This is a genomic window from Streptomyces sp. NPDC086549 (assembly GCF_044746205.1).
GTDB lineage: Bacteria > Actinomycetota > Actinomycetes > Streptomycetales > Streptomycetaceae > Streptomyces.
The window spans coordinates 243,458-262,575 of the sequence record NZ_JBIVBS010000015.1 but is presented as its reverse complement, the minus strand read 5'-3'; the positions used below and the strand labels follow the sequence as shown (position 1 = coordinate 262,575).

At 70.4% G+C, this 19,118-nt stretch carries 17 protein-coding genes; 10 read left to right on the top strand and 7 right to left on the bottom strand.

Annotated features, from left to right (window positions below; translation table 11 throughout):
• Nucleotides 1-52 precede the first annotated feature (52 nt).
• Nucleotides 53-901: a hypothetical protein gene (locus ACIPSA_RS37910; RefSeq protein ID WP_402643230.1), complete on the top strand. Its 849-nt coding sequence runs from the start codon at nucleotides 53-55 to the stop codon at nucleotides 899-901.
• Nucleotides 902-920: 19 nt separating this feature from the next.
• On the opposite strand, the gene ACIPSA_RS37905 is transcribed toward ACIPSA_RS37910, so the two are convergent.
• Complete coding sequence (locus ACIPSA_RS37905) at nucleotides 921-2,621, bottom strand: hypothetical protein (RefSeq protein WP_402643228.1); 1,701 nt, start codon at nucleotides 2,619-2,621, stop codon at nucleotides 921-923.
• A gap of 200 nt (nucleotides 2,622-2,821) precedes the next feature.
• On the opposite strand from ACIPSA_RS37905, the gene radA reads away from it, so the two are divergent.
• Both radA and disA read left to right on the top strand, forming a co-directional pair.
• Nucleotides 2,822-4,231 carry a DNA repair protein RadA gene (gene radA, locus ACIPSA_RS37900; protein ID WP_402643226.1) on the top strand — a complete coding sequence of 470 codons (1,410 nt, stop codon included), beginning with the start codon at nucleotides 2,822-2,824 and terminating at the stop codon, nucleotides 4,229-4,231.
• A gap of 80 nt (nucleotides 4,232-4,311) precedes the next feature.
• Nucleotides 4,312-5,436, top strand: a complete 1,125-nt coding sequence (disA, locus tag ACIPSA_RS37895; RefSeq protein ID WP_402643223.1) for a DNA integrity scanning diadenylate cyclase DisA — start codon at nucleotides 4,312-4,314, stop codon at nucleotides 5,434-5,436.
• Between the two features lie 138 nt (nucleotides 5,437-5,574).
• Here the strand turns inward: disA and ACIPSA_RS37890 are convergent, their stop codons facing one another.
• Nucleotides 5,575-6,423: a hypothetical protein gene (locus tag ACIPSA_RS37890; RefSeq protein ID WP_402643220.1), complete on the bottom strand. Its 849-nt coding sequence runs from the start codon at nucleotides 6,421-6,423 to the stop codon at nucleotides 5,575-5,577.
• Nucleotides 6,424-6,603: 180 nt separating this feature from the next.
• Here ACIPSA_RS37890 and ACIPSA_RS37885 point away from each other — a divergent pair, with 180 nt between their 5' ends.
• The 5 genes from ACIPSA_RS37885 to cseC all read left to right on the top strand — a co-directional run bounded on the left by ACIPSA_RS37885 (nucleotide 6,604) and on the right by cseC (nucleotide 11,073).
• Nucleotides 6,604-7,479, top strand: a complete 876-nt coding sequence (locus ACIPSA_RS37885) for an A/G-specific adenine glycosylase (RefSeq protein ID WP_402643219.1) — start codon at nucleotides 6,604-6,606, stop codon at nucleotides 7,477-7,479.
• A 267-nt stretch (nucleotides 7,480-7,746) separates the two neighbouring features.
• Nucleotides 7,747-8,286: a SigE family RNA polymerase sigma factor gene (locus ACIPSA_RS37880; protein WP_132856486.1), complete on the top strand. Its 540-nt coding sequence runs from the start codon at nucleotides 7,747-7,749 to the stop codon at nucleotides 8,284-8,286.
• Nucleotides 8,274-8,936 carry a hypothetical protein gene (locus ACIPSA_RS37875; RefSeq protein ID WP_402643217.1) on the top strand — a complete coding sequence of 221 codons (663 nt, stop codon included), beginning with the start codon at nucleotides 8,274-8,276 and terminating at the stop codon, nucleotides 8,934-8,936. Before ACIPSA_RS37880 ends, ACIPSA_RS37875 begins: the two co-directional genes overlap by 13 nt.
• Nucleotides 8,937-9,010: 74 nt before the next feature.
• On the top strand, nucleotides 9,011-9,715 hold the full coding sequence (gene cseB, locus ACIPSA_RS37870; RefSeq protein WP_402643214.1) for a two-component system response regulator CseB: 705 nt from the start codon (nucleotides 9,011-9,013) through the stop codon (nucleotides 9,713-9,715).
• Nucleotides 9,712-11,073 (top strand): two-component system sensor histidine kinase CseC, encoded by a 1,362-nt coding sequence (gene cseC, locus ACIPSA_RS37865; RefSeq protein WP_402643291.1) that lies wholly within the window; start codon nucleotides 9,712-9,714, stop codon nucleotides 11,071-11,073. Before cseB ends, cseC begins: the two co-directional genes overlap by 4 nt.
• A 216-nt stretch (nucleotides 11,074-11,289) precedes the next feature.
• Here the strand turns inward: cseC and ACIPSA_RS37860 are convergent, their stop codons facing one another.
• The 3 genes from ACIPSA_RS37860 to ACIPSA_RS37850 form a co-directional block, all read right to left on the bottom strand.
• Nucleotides 11,290-11,736, bottom strand: coding sequence for a VOC family protein (locus tag ACIPSA_RS37860; protein ID WP_402643213.1), 447 nt, complete (start codon nucleotides 11,734-11,736; stop codon nucleotides 11,290-11,292).
• A gap of 56 nt (nucleotides 11,737-11,792) precedes the next feature.
• Nucleotides 11,793-12,218, bottom strand: coding sequence for a helix-turn-helix transcriptional regulator (locus ACIPSA_RS37855; protein ID WP_402643289.1), 426 nt, complete (start codon nucleotides 12,216-12,218; stop codon nucleotides 11,793-11,795).
• 104 nt (nucleotides 12,219-12,322) lie between these two features.
• Complete coding sequence (locus ACIPSA_RS37850) at nucleotides 12,323-13,933, bottom strand: MDR family MFS transporter (protein ID WP_402643210.1); 1,611 nt, start codon at nucleotides 13,931-13,933, stop codon at nucleotides 12,323-12,325.
• Nucleotides 13,934-14,080: 147 nt separating this feature from the next.
• Between ACIPSA_RS37850 and ACIPSA_RS37845 the strand changes: the two genes are divergently transcribed.
• Nucleotides 14,081-14,680 carry a TetR/AcrR family transcriptional regulator gene (locus ACIPSA_RS37845; RefSeq protein WP_402643208.1) on the top strand — a complete coding sequence of 200 codons (600 nt, stop codon included), beginning with the start codon at nucleotides 14,081-14,083 and terminating at the stop codon, nucleotides 14,678-14,680.
• 1 nt (nucleotide 14,681) lies between these two features.
• Here the strand turns inward: ACIPSA_RS37845 and ACIPSA_RS37840 are convergent, their stop codons facing one another.
• On the bottom strand, nucleotides 14,682-15,227 hold the full coding sequence (locus tag ACIPSA_RS37840; protein ID WP_402643207.1) for a M23 family metallopeptidase: 546 nt from the start codon (nucleotides 15,225-15,227) through the stop codon (nucleotides 14,682-14,684).
• Between the two features lie 520 nt (nucleotides 15,228-15,747).
• Here ACIPSA_RS37840 and ACIPSA_RS37835 point away from each other — a divergent pair.
• Nucleotides 15,748-16,347, top strand: a complete 600-nt coding sequence (locus ACIPSA_RS37835) for an HAD family acid phosphatase (protein ID WP_402643204.1) — start codon at nucleotides 15,748-15,750, stop codon at nucleotides 16,345-16,347.
• A gap of 88 nt (nucleotides 16,348-16,435) precedes the next feature.
• On the opposite strand, the gene ACIPSA_RS37830 is transcribed toward ACIPSA_RS37835, so the two are convergent.
• Nucleotides 16,436-18,961: an ATP-dependent Clp protease ATP-binding subunit gene (locus tag ACIPSA_RS37830; RefSeq protein ID WP_402643203.1), complete on the bottom strand. Its 2,526-nt coding sequence runs from the start codon at nucleotides 18,959-18,961 to the stop codon at nucleotides 16,436-16,438.
• Between the last annotated feature and the right edge of the window lie 157 nt (nucleotides 18,962-19,118).

Sequence of the window (19,118 nt, the reverse complement as noted above, 5' to 3'; positions counted from 1 at the left end):
CCTGGCAGCTCGACCGTCCCCGGAGCCGTCTCGGGCGACTTACCCTGGACGGGTGCCAAAGACGAAAAAGGCGAAGGACCACAAGGCAGCCAAATCCTCCAGCGGTTCTTCGCAGGTGAAGCCAGCGAAGAAGCCCAAGAAGGAGTCGGCGGCCGACGAGAAGGGGCTCGACTTCGCACGAGCGTGGGTGGAATTCCCTGATCCGGCGGACGACGAGCAGGTATTCCGGTGCGATCTGACATGGCTGACCTCTCGCTGGAACTGCATTTTCGGCAGCGGCTGCCAGGGCATCCAGGCGGGCCGGGCGGACGACGGGTGCTGCACGCTGGGCGCGCACTTCTCGGAGGAGGACGACGAGAAGCGGGTCGCCGAGCACGTGGCGCGGCTGACCCCTGACATCTGGCAGAACCACGACGAGGGCTTGGCGCACGGCTGGGTCTCGGAGGACGAGGAGGGCTCCCGCCAGACCCGTCCGTACAAGGGCTCCTGCATCTTCCAGAACCGCCCCGGTTTCGCGGGTGGCGTGGGCTGCTCGCTGCACATCCTGGCGCTGAAGGAGGGCCGCGAGCCGCTGGAGACCAAGCCGGACGTCTGCTGGCAGCTGCCGATCCGGCGGACCTTCGACTGGATCGACCGGCCCGACGACACGCGTGTCCTGCAGGTCTCCATCGGTGAGTACGACCGCCGGGGCTGGGGTCCGGGCGGCCACGACCTGCACTGGTGGTGCACATCGGCGACGTCGGCGCACGGCGCGGGCGACCCCGTGTACGTCTCCTACCGGGCCGAGCTGACCGAACTGATGGGCAAGGCCGGCTACGACCGTCTGGTCGAGCTGTGCGAGGAGCGGCTGGCGTCCCGGCTCCCACTGCTGGCACCGCACCCGGCGGATCCGGTGGACTGACCGGCTGCCGGTCACGGCCCTAGCCGCCCGAGGGGGTCGGGTCGCCGCTGTCGGGCGGGGGTGGGGTCGAGGTCGCGGAGTCGGTCGGGGTCGGGGCGGTGGGTGTCGGGGTCGGGTCGGGGGTCGGCGGGTCGCTGGGCGGGGGATCGGTGGGGGGCGAGGTCGTGGGCGTCGGGTCCGGGGCCGAGGTCGGGGGCGGGGGCGGGTTGCCCGGGGCCGTGGGGCCGGTGGGTACGGTGCCGTAACCCTCGATCGAGACGACCGCGCCCGCCGGTGACACCGCCACCTGGGCGCTCCAGTGGCCGGACGGCTCGCGCAGATGGTCGACGTACACCTTGATCGTCAACGACTCGCCGGGCTGGAGGGTTCCCGCGGACTGGCTGAGGTGGATCCAGGCGGCCGCGGTGGAGGCGGACCAGCGGACCGGCGAGGGGCCGGAGGCGGTCAGCGTGATCAGGGTGGTGTCGCCCCTGTTTCCGGCCGACACCGCGAGCCGGGCCGCACCCTTCTCCCCGGCCCCGGCGACGCTGATGACCTCCACGGACACGTCGGCCCGCCCGTCCCTGCCGAGGCGGGCGCCGGGTCTGACACCGGCGTTCCCGGCGTTCTCGTAGGCGCCGACCGGGTCCCCGCCGAGGCTGTCGGGGCCGTGCGCCTCGCTGGCGGTGGCGGCGCGGGCCTCCTGGCCCTCCGCGGTCGGCGAACCCCGGTAGGCGGCCCACAGGGCGAAGACTGGGGCGGCGACGACGGTGGCGACTACGGTCGTCGTCACGGCACGCGCGCGTAGGCGGTCACGGCGGGCGGCCCGGTCCTTCGGGTCCATCGGGAAGCCGCGCCGGTCGAAACGCGGAACCGCCGCGCCCCGCGCGCGCGGGTGGTGGGCCAGGGCGACGTGCAGGGCGGCGCGGGGTGCCTCCAGGACGGGCAGCTCCGCGGGCGTGACGCTGGCTCCGGGCCAGCGGCCCGGAACCGCGCGTTCGGCGGTCCGGCGGCATCGCGGGCAGTCGTCGACGTGCCGTACCAGCTCACGCCGTACGGCGGTGCTGAGGACGAGCTGGTTGTCCCCGGTGAGGAGGGCCACACCGGGGCAGCTGCCGGTCTCGACGACGGCGAGGGCCGCACGCGTGCGCTCCACCTCGCAGGCGGCGGAGGCCAGCAGCTCGCGGGCGACGGCCTGGTCCATGCCGAGGACGGCGGCGACCTCGTGGGCGGCGAGGTGGTGCCGGACGGCGAGTTCGAGTGCCTCGCGCTGTTCCGGGGTGGTCCCGGCGGCCTCGGGCCAGGCGAGCAGGGTGAGTTCGCGCCGCCGCTGCTCCTGGATCTGGTCGGAGACGGGCGCGTCGGCGGCCTGGGGGCCGTGCTTCGGGGGTGCCGGGCGGCCTGCCGCGTGGGTGGCCTGACGTTTCTGCTTGGCCTCGGCCAGCTTGCGCAGGCACGCCCATCGGGCCAGCGCGTACAGCCAGGCCCGGCGGTCCCCCGCCGCGTCCGGGACGCGCTGCCCGCGCCGCTCGGCCAGCGCGAGCGCGTCGCCCAGCGCGGCGGTCGCCGCGTCGTGGTCGCACAGCACCGACAGGCAGTAGGTGAACAGACCGTCCAGATACGGCTCGTAGCGCGTCGGCGGTCGAGGCGCCGGCGCGCGCGCCGCAGCACGGTCACGCGCCTCCCGGTGCGCCCGGTGTGCGCCGGTGGTGCGGGTCGAGGTCTCCGGACTGCTCGTCACCCGTGCGACCGTAGGCGGCGCGGGATGGGCCCTTCTTCCACCTTGAGCGCTTTTAATCCGTACGGGTGAAACGATCCCTCATAAGGGGACAGGAACCTCTCATTCCGTAGCCCGTTCGTGACGGCACGCGGCCGGGCCGGCCCCGCTCCCGCCCGGCGGCCGGTGCCCGCGTTGTCAGTGGCGGCGGCTACGGTTTCCGCATGGCTGCCCGTACCAAGACCACCAAGGAACGCCCGTCCTACCGCTGCACGGAGTGCGGCTGGCAGACGGCCAAGTGGCTCGGCCGGTGTCCCGAGTGCCAGGCGTGGGGGACGATCGAGGAGTACGGCGCGCCGGCGGTGCGGACGACGGCGCCGGGCCGTGTCACCACTTCCGCGGTGCCGATCGGCCAGGTCGACGGGCGGCAGGCCACCGCGCGCTCCACCGGTGTGCCCGAGCTGGACCGGGTGCTCGGCGGCGGACTGGTGCCCGGTGCGGTGGTGCTCCTGGCGGGCGAGCCCGGCGTGGGCAAGTCGACGCTCCTGCTCGACGTGGCCGCGAAGTCCGCGAGCGACGAGCACCGCACGCTCTATGTGACCGGTGAGGAGTCGGCGAGCCAGGTGCGGCTGCGCGCCGACCGCATCAAGGCCATCGACGACCATCTCTACCTCGCGGCGGAGACCGACCTGGCGGCCGTCCTCGGCCACCTGGACGCGGTGAAGCCGTCCCTGCTGATCCTCGACTCCGTGCAGACGGTCGCCTCCCCCGAGATCGACGGGGCGCCCGGCGGTATGGCCCAGGTGCGGGAGGTGGCGGGGGCGCTGATCCGCGCCTCGAAGGAGCGGGGCATGTCCACGCTCCTCGTGGGCCATGTCACCAAGGACGGGGCCATCGCCGGACCGCGCCTCCTCGAACACCTCGTGGACGTCGTGCTGCACTTCGAGGGCGACCGGCACGCGCGCCTCCGGCTGGTGCGGGGCGTCAAGAACCGGTACGGCGCCACGGACGAGGTCGGCTGCTTCGAACTGCACGACGACGGCATCACGGGCCTCGCCGACCCGAGCGGACTTTTCCTGACCCGTCGTGACGAACCGGTCCCCGGCACCTGCCTGACGGTGACCCTGGAGGGCCGCCGCCCGCTGGTGGCGGAGGTCCAGGCGCTGACCGTCGACTCCCAGATCCCGTCGCCCCGCCGCACGACCTCCGGCCTGGAGACGTCCCGGGTCTCGATGATGCTCGCCGTGCTGGAGCAGCGGGGCAGGATCAGCGCGCTCGGCAAGCGGGACATCTACTCGGCGACGGTGGGCGGAGTGAAGCTCTCGGAGCCGGCCGCGGACCTCGCGATCGCCCTGGCCCTCGCCTCCGCGGCCAGCGACACCCCGCTGCCCAAGAACCTCGTCGCCATCGGCGAGGTCGGTCTCGCGGGCGAGGTCAGACGGGTCACGGGGGTGCAGCGCAGGCTCACGGAGGCACACCGCCTGGGCTTCACGCACGCGCTCGTGCCGGGCGACCCGGGCAAGATCCCTCCCGGTATGAAGGTCCTGGAAGTCGCCGACATAGGGGACGCGCTCAGGGTCCTTCCCCGCTCCCGTCGCCGAGAGGCCCCACGGGAGGCTGAGGACCGCCGGTAGACTTTGCCCTGGTCTCGCCCGTCCGTACGAACCGAGTGCGCGTACGGCAGCGCCCCAGAACCTGCGACCGGAGGAGTGCAGTGGCAGCCAACGACCGGGCAGCAGCTCCCGGAAAGTCCGGTGGGAGTGCCGGTTCCGATGGCCTGATGCGCGCCTCGCTGCGCGCCGTGGCACCCGGTACGGCCCTGCGTGACGGCCTCGAGCGGGTTCTGCGCGGCAACACCGGCGGACTGATCGTGCTGGGCTCCGACAAGACCGTCGAGACGATGTGCACCGGCGGTTTCGTCCTCGACGTGGAGTTCTCGGCGACGCGGCTGCGGGAGCTGTGCAAGCTGGACGGCGGCATCGTGGTCTCGTCGGACCTGTCGAAGATCCTGCGGGCGGGCGTCCAGCTGGTTCCGGACCCCACGATCCCCACGGAGGAGACGGGCACCCGGCACCGCACGGCGGACCGCGTCTCGAAGCAGGTCGGCTTCCCTGTGGTCTCCGTCTCCCAGTCGATGCGTCTGATCGCCCTGTACGTCGACGGCCAGCGCCGGGTCCTGGAGGACTCGGCGGCGATCCTGTCCCGCGCCAACCAGGCCCTGGCCACGCTGGAGCGCTACAAGCTCCGCCTGGACGAGGTCGCGGGAACGCTGTCGGCACTGGAGATCGAGGACCTGGTGACGGTCCGCGACGTGTCCGCCGTCGCGCAGCGCCTGGAGATGGTGCGCCGCATCGCCACCGAAATCGCCGAATACGTGGTCGAACTGGGCACGGACGGACGCCTTCTGGCGCTCCAGCTGGACGAGTTGATCGCGGGCGTGGAGCCGGAGCGCGAGCTGGTGGTCCGGGACTACGTCCCCGAGCCGACCGCCAAGCGCTCCCGCACGGTCGACGAGGCCCTGTACGAGCTCGACGCCCTCTCCCACGCCGAGCTCCTGGAGATGCCCACGGTGGCCCGCGCCCTCGGCTACACCGGCTCCCCCGAGGCCCTCGACTCGGCGGTGTCCCCGCGGGGCTTCCGCCTCCTGGCCAAGGTGCCGAGGCTGCCGGGCGCGATCATCGACCGTCTCGTGGAGCACTTCGGCGGCCTGCAGAAGCTCCTGGCCGCGAGCGTGGACGACCTCCAGACCGTGGACGGCGTGGGCGAGGCACGGGCGCGCAGCGTGCGTGAGGGTCTGTCGCGGCTTGCGGAGTCGTCGATCCTGGAGCGCTACGTCTGATTCGGGGGCGGCGCGGTCCGTCCACGGCCGCGGGTCCGTCCACGGCCGCGGGTGCGTCGTGGCTGGTCACGCGGTTCCCCGCGCCCCTGGGAACCGCAGTCACCGCACTCGCACGGGCACCCCGGCAGCGGGCAGTCGCTAGTCGGCCGACAGCACGAACGACGTCTGCGCCTTCGCGAACCCCGTCGCCTTCGCCTCCAGCAGATACGTCCCGTCCTTGGCCGAGCCCGCCGGAGGCGTGGCGCACTGCGGAGCACTCGGCTTGCGGTCCCACTTCACCGTGTAGGTGATGTCGCTGCCCGCCGGCACCCGGTACACCAGGCTTCCGGCGCCCTTCGGGCAGTCGGCCGACGACCAGTACGCGTCGCTGTCGTCGGACTGAGTGATCGTCAGTACCGCGCTCTTCGGCCCGAGGTCGACCTTGCAGTCACTGGACGACGAGTTCTTTGCGGTGAGCTCGAAGGCGGGCGTCTGGTCCGGCGAGTACGAGTTGTGCTTGCTGCGCAGGCTCAACGTGACCGCCTTGGATGTGCAGTTGGGCAGCCCGGAGGAGGCCGGCAGCGTGGCCGCCGTACCGACACTGCCACCGCCGGAAGCGGAATCGGAACCTGCGTCGGAACCGGCATCGGATCCCGAACCGCCGCCCGAACCGTCCGAATCGCCCGAACCGCTCCCGTCCGTCGAGCCGGAGTCGCCCCCGCCCCCCGACCCGGCGTCACTTCCGCCGGAGCCCCCGCTCCCCGACTCGTCGCGCCCGCCGGGGTGTTGGCTGATCGCCGACCCGGAAGGCGTCGGCCCAGCCGTGATCGTGGACGCGGGATTCTTGCCGTTGGACCCGCCGGCGGCCTTCTTTCCGCCCCCGCCGCCCGCGGTGGCGATCCAGGCGATCAGCAGCGCCAGGACGGCGACCGCCGACAGCATGACGACCCTCCGTCGCCAGTAGATGGAGGAGGGAAGCGGCCCGATCGGATTGCGCAGAGATCCCACGGCGCAAACTTTACGAGAGATCGGCCCGCTTGCTTGCGCCACCCGCCGCCGCGAAACCAACTTTTCGGATCATCCCTCCGGCAACTTACCGCCGGCGGAACACCGTTGGCGCCCCGCACGCCCCGCCCCGGCGCCGCCACGGACCAAGCCCGGCCATCCCGTGGCAGGATCGGAAGGGCCATGACTGAGAAGCTCCACGCCCCCGTGATCGCCTGGTTCGACACCCACGCCCGCGACCTCCCCTGGCGCCGCCCGGAGGCGGGCCCCTGGGGCGTGATGGTCAGCGAGTTCATGCTCCAGCAGACCCCGGTCAACCGGGTCCTGCCGGTCTACGAGCAGTGGCTGGCCCGCTGGCCCCGCCCCGCCGACCTGGCCGAGGAGGCCCCCGGCGAGGCCGTCCGCGCCTGGGGCCGGCTGGGCTACCCGCGCCGCGCCCTGCGCCTGCACGGCGCCGCGGTCGCCATAACGGAGCGGCACGGCGGCGACGTACCGACGGACCACGCACAGCTGCTCGCGCTGCCCGGCATCGGCGAGTACACCGCCGCCGCGGTGGCCTCCTTCGCCTACGGGCAGCGGCACGCCGTGCTGGACACCAACGTCCGCCGGGTCTTCGCCCGCGCGGTCACCGGTGTGCAGTACCCGCCGAACGCCACCACAGCCGCGGAACGCAGGCTCGCCCGCGAGCTGCTGCCCGAGGAGGAGGGGACCGCCGCCCGCTGGGCCGCCGCCTCCATGGAGCTGGGCGCCCTGGTGTGCACGGCGAAGAACGAGACCTGCCCGCGCTGCCCGATCGCCGACCAGTGCGCCTGGCGGCTCGCGGGCAAGCCTGAGCACGAGGGCCCGCCGCGGCGCGGCCAGACGTACGCCGGTACGGACCGTCAGGTCCGGGGCAAGCTCCTCGCCGTACTGCGCGAGGCGCACGTCCCCGTGCCGCAGGCGGCCCTGGACCGGGTGTGGCACGAGCCGGTGCAACGCGCCCGGGCGCTGGACGGGCTCGTCGCCGACGGTCTGGTGGAGCCGCTGCAGGGCGGCCTCTATCGGCTCCCGCTGAGCTGACGCACAGACAAGTCACAGAGCGGGGAGGCTGTTTCACAGCCACCTCACCACACAAACCCCTCTATATAAGGGCAATTCACCCGCTCCCTTTACCCCGAACCTACTTCCGTTACACAACCGACGGACAGCCGAGTGCTAGCCGAAGGCTGCTTCGGACAGCCCCGTGACAACACCTCCGTAGCTTCATACCTGTGCCCGGCATGACCACCGCAGGCACGGAACGACCGGCACGGGGCCGGCGGAAACGGGGAACGGAGGCGGTTGATCATGGCGCAGGGCGAGGTGCTCGAATTCGAGGAGTACGTCCGCACTCGGCAGGACGCGCTGCTGCGCAGCGCCCGCCGGCTGGTCCCGGATCCGGTCGACGCCCAGGACCTGCTCCAGACGGCGCTGGTACGGACGTACGGCCGCTGGGAGGGCATCGCGGACAAACGCCTCGCGGACGCCTATCTGCGCCGGGTGATGATCAATACGCGTACCGAGTGGTGGCGGGCCCGGAAGCTGGAGGAGGTCCCCACCGAGCAGCTGCCGGACGCCTGCGTGGACGACTCCACCGAGCAGCACGCCGACCGCGCGCTCCTCATGGACATCATGAAGGTGCTCGCTCCGAAGCAGCGCAGTGTCGTCGTCCTGCGACACTGGGAGCAGATGTCCACGGAAGAGACGGCCGCCGCCCTCGGCATGTCGGCCGGAACGGTCAAGAGCACGCTGCACCGGGCGCTCGCCCGGCTCCGCGAGGAGCTGGAGGCCCGCGATCTGGACGCACGCGCGCTCGAGCGTGAGGAGCGGGAGCGGTGCGCGGCCTGACCGACGAGGAGCCCATGGCGGCTCGCGGGGTCTACCAGGCGGCGATCACGGCAGTGGCCGTGCTCGCCGCCCTCGGCCTTTTCGCCGCCGCCTGCGGCACCGGCGGCACCGGCGCCCGTGACGAGGGCCCGGCACACGCCGACTCGGGGGCGGGGGCGCGCTCGGTGGCCTCCCCGGCCCCCGCCCCCAGCCCCGCGTACACCTACAAACGTGTGGACGCGGTCGCCCTCGTCGAGCACGACCCGCAGGTCTCGCCCGAGGTCAAGCGGTATCTCAAGCCGTGCGGCGACGACGACTCGGTCGACGTGACGTACGGCGATCTGACCGGCGGCCCGGCCAAGGACATCGTGATCAACGTGCTGACCTGCGCCGACGGCGTGGGCGTCGGCGCGTACGTGTACCGCGAGGAGAGCGGCAGATACGAGAACGTGTTCACGGCCGAGGAGTCCCCGGTCTACGCGGAGATAGACCGGGGCGACCTGATGGTGACCAAGCAGGTGTACGACAAGAGCGACCCCCTGTCGAATCCGTCCGCGGAGAACGTGATCACATACGGCTGGAGGGCGGGGCGCTTCGTCCAGGAGGACTACCACCACACCGACTACGGCAACGCTCTCGGTGGCGATCCTTCGCCGGTGCCGTCCGGCTGAAGTGAACCCGGCGCACGATCCATACGTCACCTCAGTGACGGCACGAGAACCCCACGAGGACTGAGAGCAGCGGGATGGCAGATCAGACCCATGTCCTGTTCGTCGAGGACGACGACGTCATCCGCGAGGCCACCCAGCTCGCCCTGGAGCGGGACGGTTTCGCGGTCACCGCGATGCCCGACGGGCTGTCGGGCCTGGAGGCGTTCCGCGCGAACCGCCCCGACATCGCGCTCCTGGACGTCATGGTCCCGGGCCTGGACGGGGTGAGCCTGTGCCGGCGGATCCGCGACGAGTCGACGGTTCCGGTGATCATGCTGTCGGCGCGGGCCGACTCCATCGACGTCGTCCTGGGCCTGGAGGCGGGCGCCGACGACTATGTGACCAAGCCCTTCGACGGCGCGGTCCTGGTCGCCCGGATCCGTGCGGTGCTGCGCCGCTTCGGGCACGCGGGCGGGGGCGCGCAGGCGAGTGCCGACCCCTCGGCGGTCGATGGGGGCGTGCTCACGTTCGGCGAACTGGAGATCGATACGGAGGGCATGGAGGTGCGCCGGGCCGGACAGCCGGTGGCGCTCACCCCGACCGAGATGCGGCTGCTCCTCGAGTTCTCCTCGACGCCGGGCACGGTCCTCTCTCGCGACAAGCTGCTCGAACGCGTGTGGGACTACGGGTGGGGCGGGGACACGCGCGTCGTCGACGTGCATGTACAGCGGCTGCGCACGAAGATCGGCCAGGACCGGATCGAGACGGTCCGCGGCTTCGGCTACAAGCTGAAGGCCTGAGCGGGGCGGCGGGCATGCGGGGGATCATTCGACGACCGCTCGGACGGCGCATGGAGCGCGCGGGCATCCGCACGGGGCTCAGGTGGAAGCTCAGCGCGGCCATCGCGCTGGTCGGCGCTCTGGTGGCGATCGCGCTCAGCCTGGTCGTGCACAACGCCGCCCGGGTGTCGATGCTGGACAACGCGCGCGACCTCGCGGACGAGCGCCTGCAGATCGCCCAGCGCAACTACGACCTGCTCCGGCGGCCGAACTTCCCGAACATCGAGGTCGACGACCCGGACCTGCCGCCCGCGCTGCGGGAGAAGGTCGAGGCGGGCCGCCGGGCCACGTACGTCACCGACCACGGCGGCGACGTGCCGGACATCTGGGCGGCGGTCCCGGTCAAGGGCGGACACGTCCTGTCGCTGCACAGCCACTTCACCGACCGCAGCACGAACGTGATGAAGGACCTCGACCAGGCCCTGGTCATCGGCTCCATCGCGGTCGTCCTCGGCGGCAGCGCGCTCGGCGTGCTCATCGGCGGGCAGCTGTCGGGCCGGCTGCGCAAGGCGGCGTCCGCCGCGAACCAGGTCGCCAGGGGCGAGCCGGACGTCCGGGTACGGGACGCCATCGGCGGTGTCGTACGGGACGAGACCGACGACCTCGCCCGCGCGGTGGACGCCATGGCGGACACGCTCCAGCAGCGGCTGGAGGCCGAGCGCCGGGTCACCGCCGACATCGCGCACGAGCTGCGTACCCCGGTGACCGGCCTGCTGACCGCCGCCGAACTCCTTCCGCCCGGCCGCCCGACCGAACTGGTCCTCGACCGGGCCAAGGCGATGCGCACCCTCGTCGAGGACGTCCTGGAGGTGGCCCGCCTCGACGGCGCCTCCGAACGGGCCGAGCTGCAGGACATCATGCTGGGCGAGTTCGTCGCCCGGCGCGTGGCCACGAAGGATCCGGCGGCCGTCGTCCACGTGGTGCACGAGTCGGAGGTCACCACCGACCCGCGACGCCTGGAGCGGGTGCTGTTCAACCTGCTCACCAACGCCGCCCGGCACGGCAAGCCGCCCATCGAGGTCATCGTCGAAGGCCGGGTCATCCGGGTCCGCGACCACGGCCCCGGCTTCCCCGAGGAACTGCTCGCCGAGGGACCGAGCCGCTTCCGCACCGGCAGCAAGGACCGCGCCGGGAAGGGACACGGTCTGGGGCTGACGATCGCGGCCGGGCAGGCCCGGGTGCTCGGCGCCCGCCTGACGTTCCGCAACGTACGCCCCGCCGGGGCGCCGGAGCACGTTCCGGCGGAGGGCGCGGTGGCCGTCCTGTGGCTGCCGGAGCACGCACCGACGAGCACGGGCAGCTATCCGATGGTGCCGTAGCGCGGCCGCGGGCCGTGTGCGACAGGCACGCGGCGGCCGGGTCCGCCGTAGTCGGCCGTAGTCCGCCGGGCGGGACGTGACCCCAGGGCCGCTCAGAGGGCAGGGCCCGCGCGGTGCGCGGCGAGGCCGACGATCAGGGTGCCGGAGAGCAAGGACTCTGCCGGCCGGGCCGGGTCGGCTCGCTTGCCACGCCTTCCCGCGGCCCGCCCCCGTGGGTCAGCCGGTCCAGTCCTTGTCCATGTCGAGGCCGCCCTCGCGGGGCTGGGTGAAGGAGAACCAGTTGCCGGAGTCGTCGCGGAAGAGCGCCTCCGTGCCGTAGGGGCGCTCCTGCGGCTCCTGCAGGAACTCCACGCCGCGGTCCTTGAGCTTCTTGTAGTCGCCGTGGATGTCGTCGGTGGTCAGCACACCCGCGCCCAGCGCACCCTTGGCCACGAGCTTCTTGACCATCTCGGCGGACTCGGGGTCCATCGCCGGCGGGCCGGGCACCATCAGCGTGAGCTCGACGTCGGGCTGGTCCGGGGAGCCGACGGTGAGCCAGCGCATCCCTCCGTCGCCCATCGACATGTCCGTACGGACTTCGAGGCCCAGCTTCTGCGTGTAGAACTCCTTGGCCCGGTCCTGGTCGAGTACCCAGACGGTCGAAATCCTGAGTCCCTTGATCATGGTGCGCTCCTGTCCGCGGGGGTGGGCTGTCTGCTCCGCCACCGTAGGCAGCCGGGCTATCGGTCCGCTTCTCCAGAATTGCGCCGGGCACCGCCGGGGCCGCTTCTGAATCCGCCCGCCCAGAGCATGGCGTAGCACCCCGGTATGAGCGCGGCCCCGCGCCCCACGTGCTTGGCCCGGTACTCGCTGGGAGTGAGCCCGGTCCATGCCTTGAACCGGGTCGAGAAGGTGCCCAGGCTGCTGAAGCCGACCAGGTGGCAGATCTCGGTCACCGACAGGTTGGCGGTGCGCAGCAGGTCCTCCGCCCGCTCTGTGCGGCGGTGGGTCAGATACTGGCCGGGCGTCTCGCCGTACGCCTCCTTGAAGGCGCGGATGAAGTGGTACCGCGAGTACCCGGCGTGCGCCGCCACCGCGTCCAGGTCGAGCTCCGGATCGGCCCAGTCGCGGTCCATGGCGTCCTTGGCCAGGCGCAACTGGCGCATCTTGTCCATACGGCGATGGTGGCACGGGGCACTGACATCGGGTCCGCGCACGGCGAAGGCCCCCGGGGCGGACACCATCCGGGGGCCTTCGGCTCAGGGTCGGCTCAGACGGCCTCGATCACCGGCCCCGGCGTCGCGTCGCCGCCGTCGGCCGCGGACTCCGGCTTCTGGGGCCCGCCCCGGAGCGGGACCTCCTTCACGAACAGCGACGCCACCAGCACGATCACCGCGATCACCGCGCCCAGCAGGAACGCCGAGTGCGTACCGGCGGACACCGCGTGCTGGTAGGCCTCGCGGGCCGCCGCCGGCAGCTTGGCCAGGCTGGCCGCGTCCAGCTGGGCGGACTGCTCGGTGACCTTGGAGCCGAGGGCACCGGCCCGCTCGGCCATGACGTCCTGGACCCGGTGGTTGAACAGCGCGCCCATGATGGCGACACCGAAGGAGGAGCCGAGCGTACGGAACAGGGTGGTCGACGAGGACGCGACGCCCATGTCCTTCATCTCCACGCTGTTCTGCGCCACGAGCATGGTGATCTGCATCAGGCAGCCCATACCGAGGCCGAGGACGGCCATGTACACGCCGGAGGTGAACCGGGAGGTGCCGGTGTCCATCAGCGACAGCAGGTAGAGGCCCGTGATCATCAGGACACCGCCGGCGATCGGGAAGACCTTGTAGCGGCCGCTGTTGGTGGTGACCCGCCCGGCGACCATCGAGGTCACGAGCATCGCGCCGAGCATCGGCAGGAGCAGCAGGCCGGAGTTGGTCGCGGAGGCTCCCTGCACCGACTGCTGGTACAGCGGCAGGAACAGCGTGGCGCCGAACATCACGAAGCCGGTGATGAAGCCGATGAGCGACATCAGCGTGAAGTTGCGGCTGCGGAAGATGTGCAGCGGCAGGACCGGCTCGGCGGCCTTGGTCTGCCAGAACACGAAGCCGACCAGGGTGACGACGCCGATGGCGATCAGCTCCATGATCCGCGCGGACGTCCAGGCGTACTCCGAGCCGCCCCAGGTGGTCACGAGCACGATCGAGGTGATGCCGACGGTCAGCAGTCCGGCGCCCAGATAGTCGATCCGCGCCTTGGTCCGCTTCTTCGGCAGGTGCAGCACGGCGCTGATCAGGAGCAGCGCGACGGCGCCGAGCGGCAGGTTGATGTAGAAGGACCAGCGCCAGCCCCAGTTGTCGGTGATGGTGCCGCCGACCAGCGGACCGCCGATCATCGCCAGCGCCATGACGCCGGCCATCATGCCCTGGTACTTGCCACGCTCCCGCGGCGGGACGAGGTCACCGATGATCGCCATGACGCCGACCATCAGACCGCCGGCGCCGAGCCCCTGAACGGCCCGGAAGCCGATCAGCTCGCCCATGTTCTGGGCCATGCCGCTCAGCGCGGAGCCGACCAGGAAGATCACGATCGAGGTCATGAAGGCGCCCTTGCGCCCGAACATGTCGCCGAGCTTGCCCCAGATCGGGGTAGCCGCCGCGGTGGCCAGCGTGTAACCGGTCACCACCCAGGACAGGTGCTCCAGTCCGCCCAGCTCACCGACGATCGTCGGCATCGCCGTGCCCACGATCATGTTGTCGAGCATCGCGAGCATCATCGCGATCATCAGCGCGAGCAGGACGACCCGCACGCTCCGCTGCCGTTTGCCCTGCTCGCCGGGCGCCCCTTGGAGCGTCTCCGGGCCCGCCTGGGCTATCTGTGTGTCCGCCATCTTTCCCACTCCCCCAGCGACCGCTACTTACTTGCCGCCCGGCTAGTTGACTACACTGGGAAGTTAGCCGCGCAACTAGCCGGGCGTCAAGTAAGTTTACTAGTCGGGCGGCAAGTAAGTTTCCGCGGGAGCGCAAGGAGTACGAGGATGGGCGTCACCATGGACGGCACCAAGCAGCAGCGCCGCGGCAACACCCGCCAGCGCATCCAGGACGTGGCGCTCGAACTCTTCGCCGAGCAGGGCTACGAGAAGACGTCATTGCGTGAGATCGCCGAGCGCCTCGACGTGACCAAGGCGGCGCTCTACTACCACTTCAAGACGAAGGAAGAGATCATCGTCAGCCTCTTCGAGGACCTGACGAAGCCGATGGAGGACCTGATCGAGTGGGGCAGGCAGCAGCCCCACACCCTGGAGACCAAGCAGGAGATCGTACGGCGCTACAGCCGGACGCTGGTCGGCGCGGAACCGCTCTTCCGCTTCATGCAGGAGAACCAGGCGACGGTCCGGGAGCTGCGCATCGGCGACACCTTCAAGGACCGGATGCGCAGTCTGCGGGACATCATGATCGACCCCGATGCGCCGCTCGTCGAGCAGGTCCGGTGCGTCAGCGCGATATTCACACTGCACGCCGGGATGTTCGTGATGCAGGACCTGGAAGGCGACCCCGAGAAGCGGCGCGAGGCCGTTCTCGAAGTCGCCGTGGACCTCGTCACGCAGGCGCACCGGGGCGCCCACGGGGAGGAATAGGTCAGACCTTGACGCCCTCGGCGTGCAGGAAGGAGACGGGGTCGACCGCGGAGCCGTAGTTCGGGGTCGTGCGGATCTCGAAGTGCAGGTGCGGGCCGGTGGAGTTGCCGGTGCTGCCGGACAGGGCGATGTGCTGGCCGGTCGCGACGACCTGGCCGACCCTGACGTCGATCCGGGACAGGTGGGCGTACTGCGAGTAGGTCCCGTTGCCGTGCTTGACGACGATGGCGTTGCCGTACGCGGGACCGTCACCGGCTCCGTTGCCGCCGGCCTTGACGACGGTGCCGCCGTGGGCGGCGACGACCTCGGTGCCGGTCGGGACGGCGAAGTCCTGACCGCTGTGCTTGGCCACCCAGTGGCTGCCAGCCTGGTCGAAGCCGGCGCTGAGCGTGTACTTCTTCACCGGGTCGACCCAGGCGGACCCGGTGGCGGCGCTCGCGACCCCGGTTCCCACGACGGCCGCGGCGCCAAGACCGGCGGCCAGGACGGCCACACGGGTACGGAGCTTGGACGTGCGGGGGGAACGGGACGTAACGCGCTGGGACATCTGGACCTCATGGGTTCGGGAACGGGGGACCACCTGGCGCACTGACGTCCGCCGGGTGGGGCATCCCTTGGTACCCCGGAAGCCCCCTCGCCCTCAAACACCCGTTCTACGACACAAGGTCGTATTCGGTGCGTAAAACGCCTAATTCTTGACAGAGATTGCATTTGACGAAGAACGCGCATGCCGCGCACAAACCAGGGGGAATACGTAGAAAACATCCCTTTTGCCCGCACCGAAAGATCCGTCATTGCCCCACTACCTCCGTTAGTAACTGACATATCGCCTGTGCGGCATGTCACCGGCTCGCAAGATCGACGAACAGTGGATTGTGACCGGCGCTACGCGGGCGGGATCGGATACGGCAGTGCTCAACTCCGGGTTCACGTCAGCGGAATTCACGGCATCGTGTGACGCACATCTCTGTACTCCTACCGTCCGGTAACCCTACGGTTCCCCTCGCGCCATCCTGCCCAAAGATCATGCACCTGACAGGCATACGGATGTGAGAGGACCCCCACCGATGACCAGACGCCCCTGGGCGCGCCGTATTTCCGTGACCGCCGTCTCCGTGGCCGCGCTCACGGCCATGGCCGCCCCGGCCGACGCCGCGACCGAGACCGCGGCCAAGGTCGACTACGCCACCTGGCAGAAGGACTGTCAGGGCGTCATGGACCAGGCCCTGCCGTACCTGAAGAACCGCATCGCCGCCGCCGAGCCGGGCGAGAAGCAGGCGATCGTCTTCGACATCGACAACACCACGCTGGAGACCGACTTCGGCTTCAGCTACCCGCAGCCGGCCAACAAGCCGGTGCTGGATGTCGCCAAGTACGCCCAGGAGCACGGCGTTTCGCTGTTCTTCGTCACCGCCCGGCCGGGCATCATCTCCTGGCCCACCGAGTACAACCTCGAATACGACGGCTACGACGTCTCCGGCCTCTATGTGCGCGGCCTGTTCGACCTCTTCAAGGACGTCTCCGCCTACAAGACCGCCCAGCGCGTCGACATCGAGAACAAGGGCTACACGATCATCGCGAACATCGGCAACAGTGCCACCGACCTGTCGGGCGGCCACGCCGAGAAGACGTTCAAGCTGCCTGACTACGACGGACAGTTGTCGTAGGCGGTGCCCTTCGGGCAGACGAAAGGGGGCCGGTGCTCGAAGCACCGGCCCCCTTTCCTTCGGGCCTTTCAGGCGAACCCCCGGAGGGTCACGCCTCCTTGCTCAGGTTGGGACCGGCCCCACCCGCGGCCTGCTCGATCGGCGGGACGTCCGGCAGCGCCGACTTCTCCTCACCCCGGAAGGTGAAGGTCTTGGCCTCGCCCTCGCCCTCGGTGTCCACGACCACGATCTGACCGGGGCGCACCTCGCCGAAGAGGATCTTCTCCGACAGCGTGTCCTCGATCTCGCGCTGGATGGTGCGGCGCAGCGGACGCGCGCCCATCACGGGGTCGTAGCCCTTCTGGGACAGCAGCTCCTTGGCGGACTGGGCGAGCTCGATGCCCATGTCCCGGTCCTTCAGGCGCTCGTCCACCTTGCTGATCATCAGGTCGACGATCCGCAGGATGTCCGCCTGCGTCAGCTGCGGGAAGACGACCACGTCGTCGACACGGTTGAGGAACTCGGGCCGGAAGTGCTGCTTGAGCTCGTCCTGGACCTTGTTCTTCATGCGCTCGTAGTTGGTCTTCGTGTCACCCGAGGCCGCGAAGCCCAGGTTGAAGCCCTTGGAGATGTCCCGGGTGCCGAGGTTGGTCGTCATGATGATGACCGTGTTCTTGAAGTCCACGACCCGGCCCTGGGAGTCGGTCAGACGACCGTCCTCCAGGATCTGCAGCAGCGAGTTGAAGATGTCCGGGTGGGCCTTCTCCACCTCGTCGAAGAGGACGACGGAGAACGGCTTGCGGCGGACCTTCTCGGTCAGCTGGCCGCCCTCTTCGTAGCCCACGTAGCCGGGGGGCGAACCGAAGAGACGCGACACCGTGTGCTTCTCGCTGAACTCCGACATGTCGAGGGAGATCAGCGCGTCCTCGTCGCCGAAGAGGAACTCGGCGAGCGCCTTGGACAGCTCGGTCTTACCGACACCGGACGGGCCGGCGAAGATGAACGAACCACCCGGACGCTTCGGGTCCTTCAGGCCCGCACGCGTACGGCGGATCGCCTTCGACAGCGCCTTGACGGCGTCGATCTGGCCGATGACCCGCTTGTGGAGCTCGTCCTCCATGCGGAGCAGGCGGCTGGACTCCTCCTCGGTCAGCTTGAAGACCGGGATGCCGGTGGCCGTGGCGAGGACCTCGGCGATCAGCTCGCCGTCGACCTCGGCGACGACGTCCATGTCGCCGGCCTTCCACTCCTTCTCCCGCTTGGCCTTGGCGGCCAGGAGCTGCTTCTCCTTGTCGCGCAGGGAGGCGGCCTTCTCGAAGTCCTGCGAGTCGATCGCGGACTCCTTGTCCCGGCGGACAGCGGCGATCTTCTCGTCGAACTCACGCAGGTCCGGCGGCGCGGTCATCCGGCGGATGCGCATCCGGGAACCGGCCTCGTCGATCAGGTCGATCGCCTTGTCCGGCAGGAAGCGGTCCGAGATGTAGCGGTCGGCCAGGGTGGCGGCCTGGACCAGCGCCTCGTCCGTGATGGAGACGCGGTGGTGCGCCTCGTACCGGTCGCGCAGACCCTTGAGGATCTCGATCGTGTGCGGCAGGGACGGCTCCGCGACCTGGATGGGCTGGAAGCGGCGCTCCAGGGCCGCGTCCTTCTCCAGGTGCTTGCGGTACTCGTCCAGCGTGGTCGCACCGATGGTCTGGAGCTCACCGCGGGCCAGCATCGGCTTCAGGATCGAAGCGGCGTCGATGGCGCCCTCGGCGGCACCCGCACCGACCAGCGTGTGGAGCTCGTCGATGAACAGGATGATGTCGCCGCGGGTGCGGATCTCCTTGAGCACCTTCTTGAGGCGCTCCTCGAAGTCACCGCGGTAGCGGGAGCCGGCGACCAGCGCGCCGAGGTCCAGGGTGTAGAGGTGCTTGTCCTTGAGGGTCTCGGGCACCTCGCCCTTGACGATGGCCTGAGCGAGGCCCTCGACGACGGCGGTCTTGCCGACGCCGGGCTCACCGATCAGGACCGGGTTGTTCTTGGTGCGGCGGGACAGCACCTGCATGACCCGCTCGATCTCCTTCTCGCGCCCGATGACCGGGTCGAGCTTGGACTCACGAGCGGCCTGGGTGAGGTTCCGGCCGAACTGGTCGAGGACCAGGGACGTCGAGGGGGTGCCCTCGGCAGGGCCGCCGGCGGCGGCGGTCTCCTTGCCCTGGTAACCGGAGAGCAGCTGGATGACCTGCTGCCGCACCCGGTTGAGATCAGCGCCCAGCTTGACCAGGACCTGGGCTGCGACGCCCTCGCCCTCACGGATCAGGCCGAGCAGGATGTGCTCCGTGCCGATGTAGTTGTGGCCCAGCTGAAGCGCCTCGCGGAGCGACAGCTCCAGGACCTTCTTGGCACGGGGGGTGAAGGGGATGTGCCCGGACGGGGCCTGCTGGCCCTGGCCGATGATCTCCTCCACCTGCTGGCGGACCGCCTCGAGCGAAATCCCGAGGCTCTCAAGGGCCTTGGCGGCGACACCCTCACCCTCGTGGATCAGGCCCAGGAGGATGTGCTCGGTGCCGATGTAGTTGTGGTTGAGCATCCGGGCTTCTTCCTGAGCCAGGACGACAACCCGCCGCGCGCGGTCGGTGAACCTCTCGAACATCGTTAATCGCTCCTCAGAGCGGTCAGGCAGTGGGGGGAACTTCCCCTCCCTGTCCTTCCGCAGCTTAGTCCCGCAAGCGGGGACCGCTCATTCCAACTGCCGACACCGTCGATGGCCTCCTGACCCCGAACGCCGACATCTGCTCCAACCCGATGGT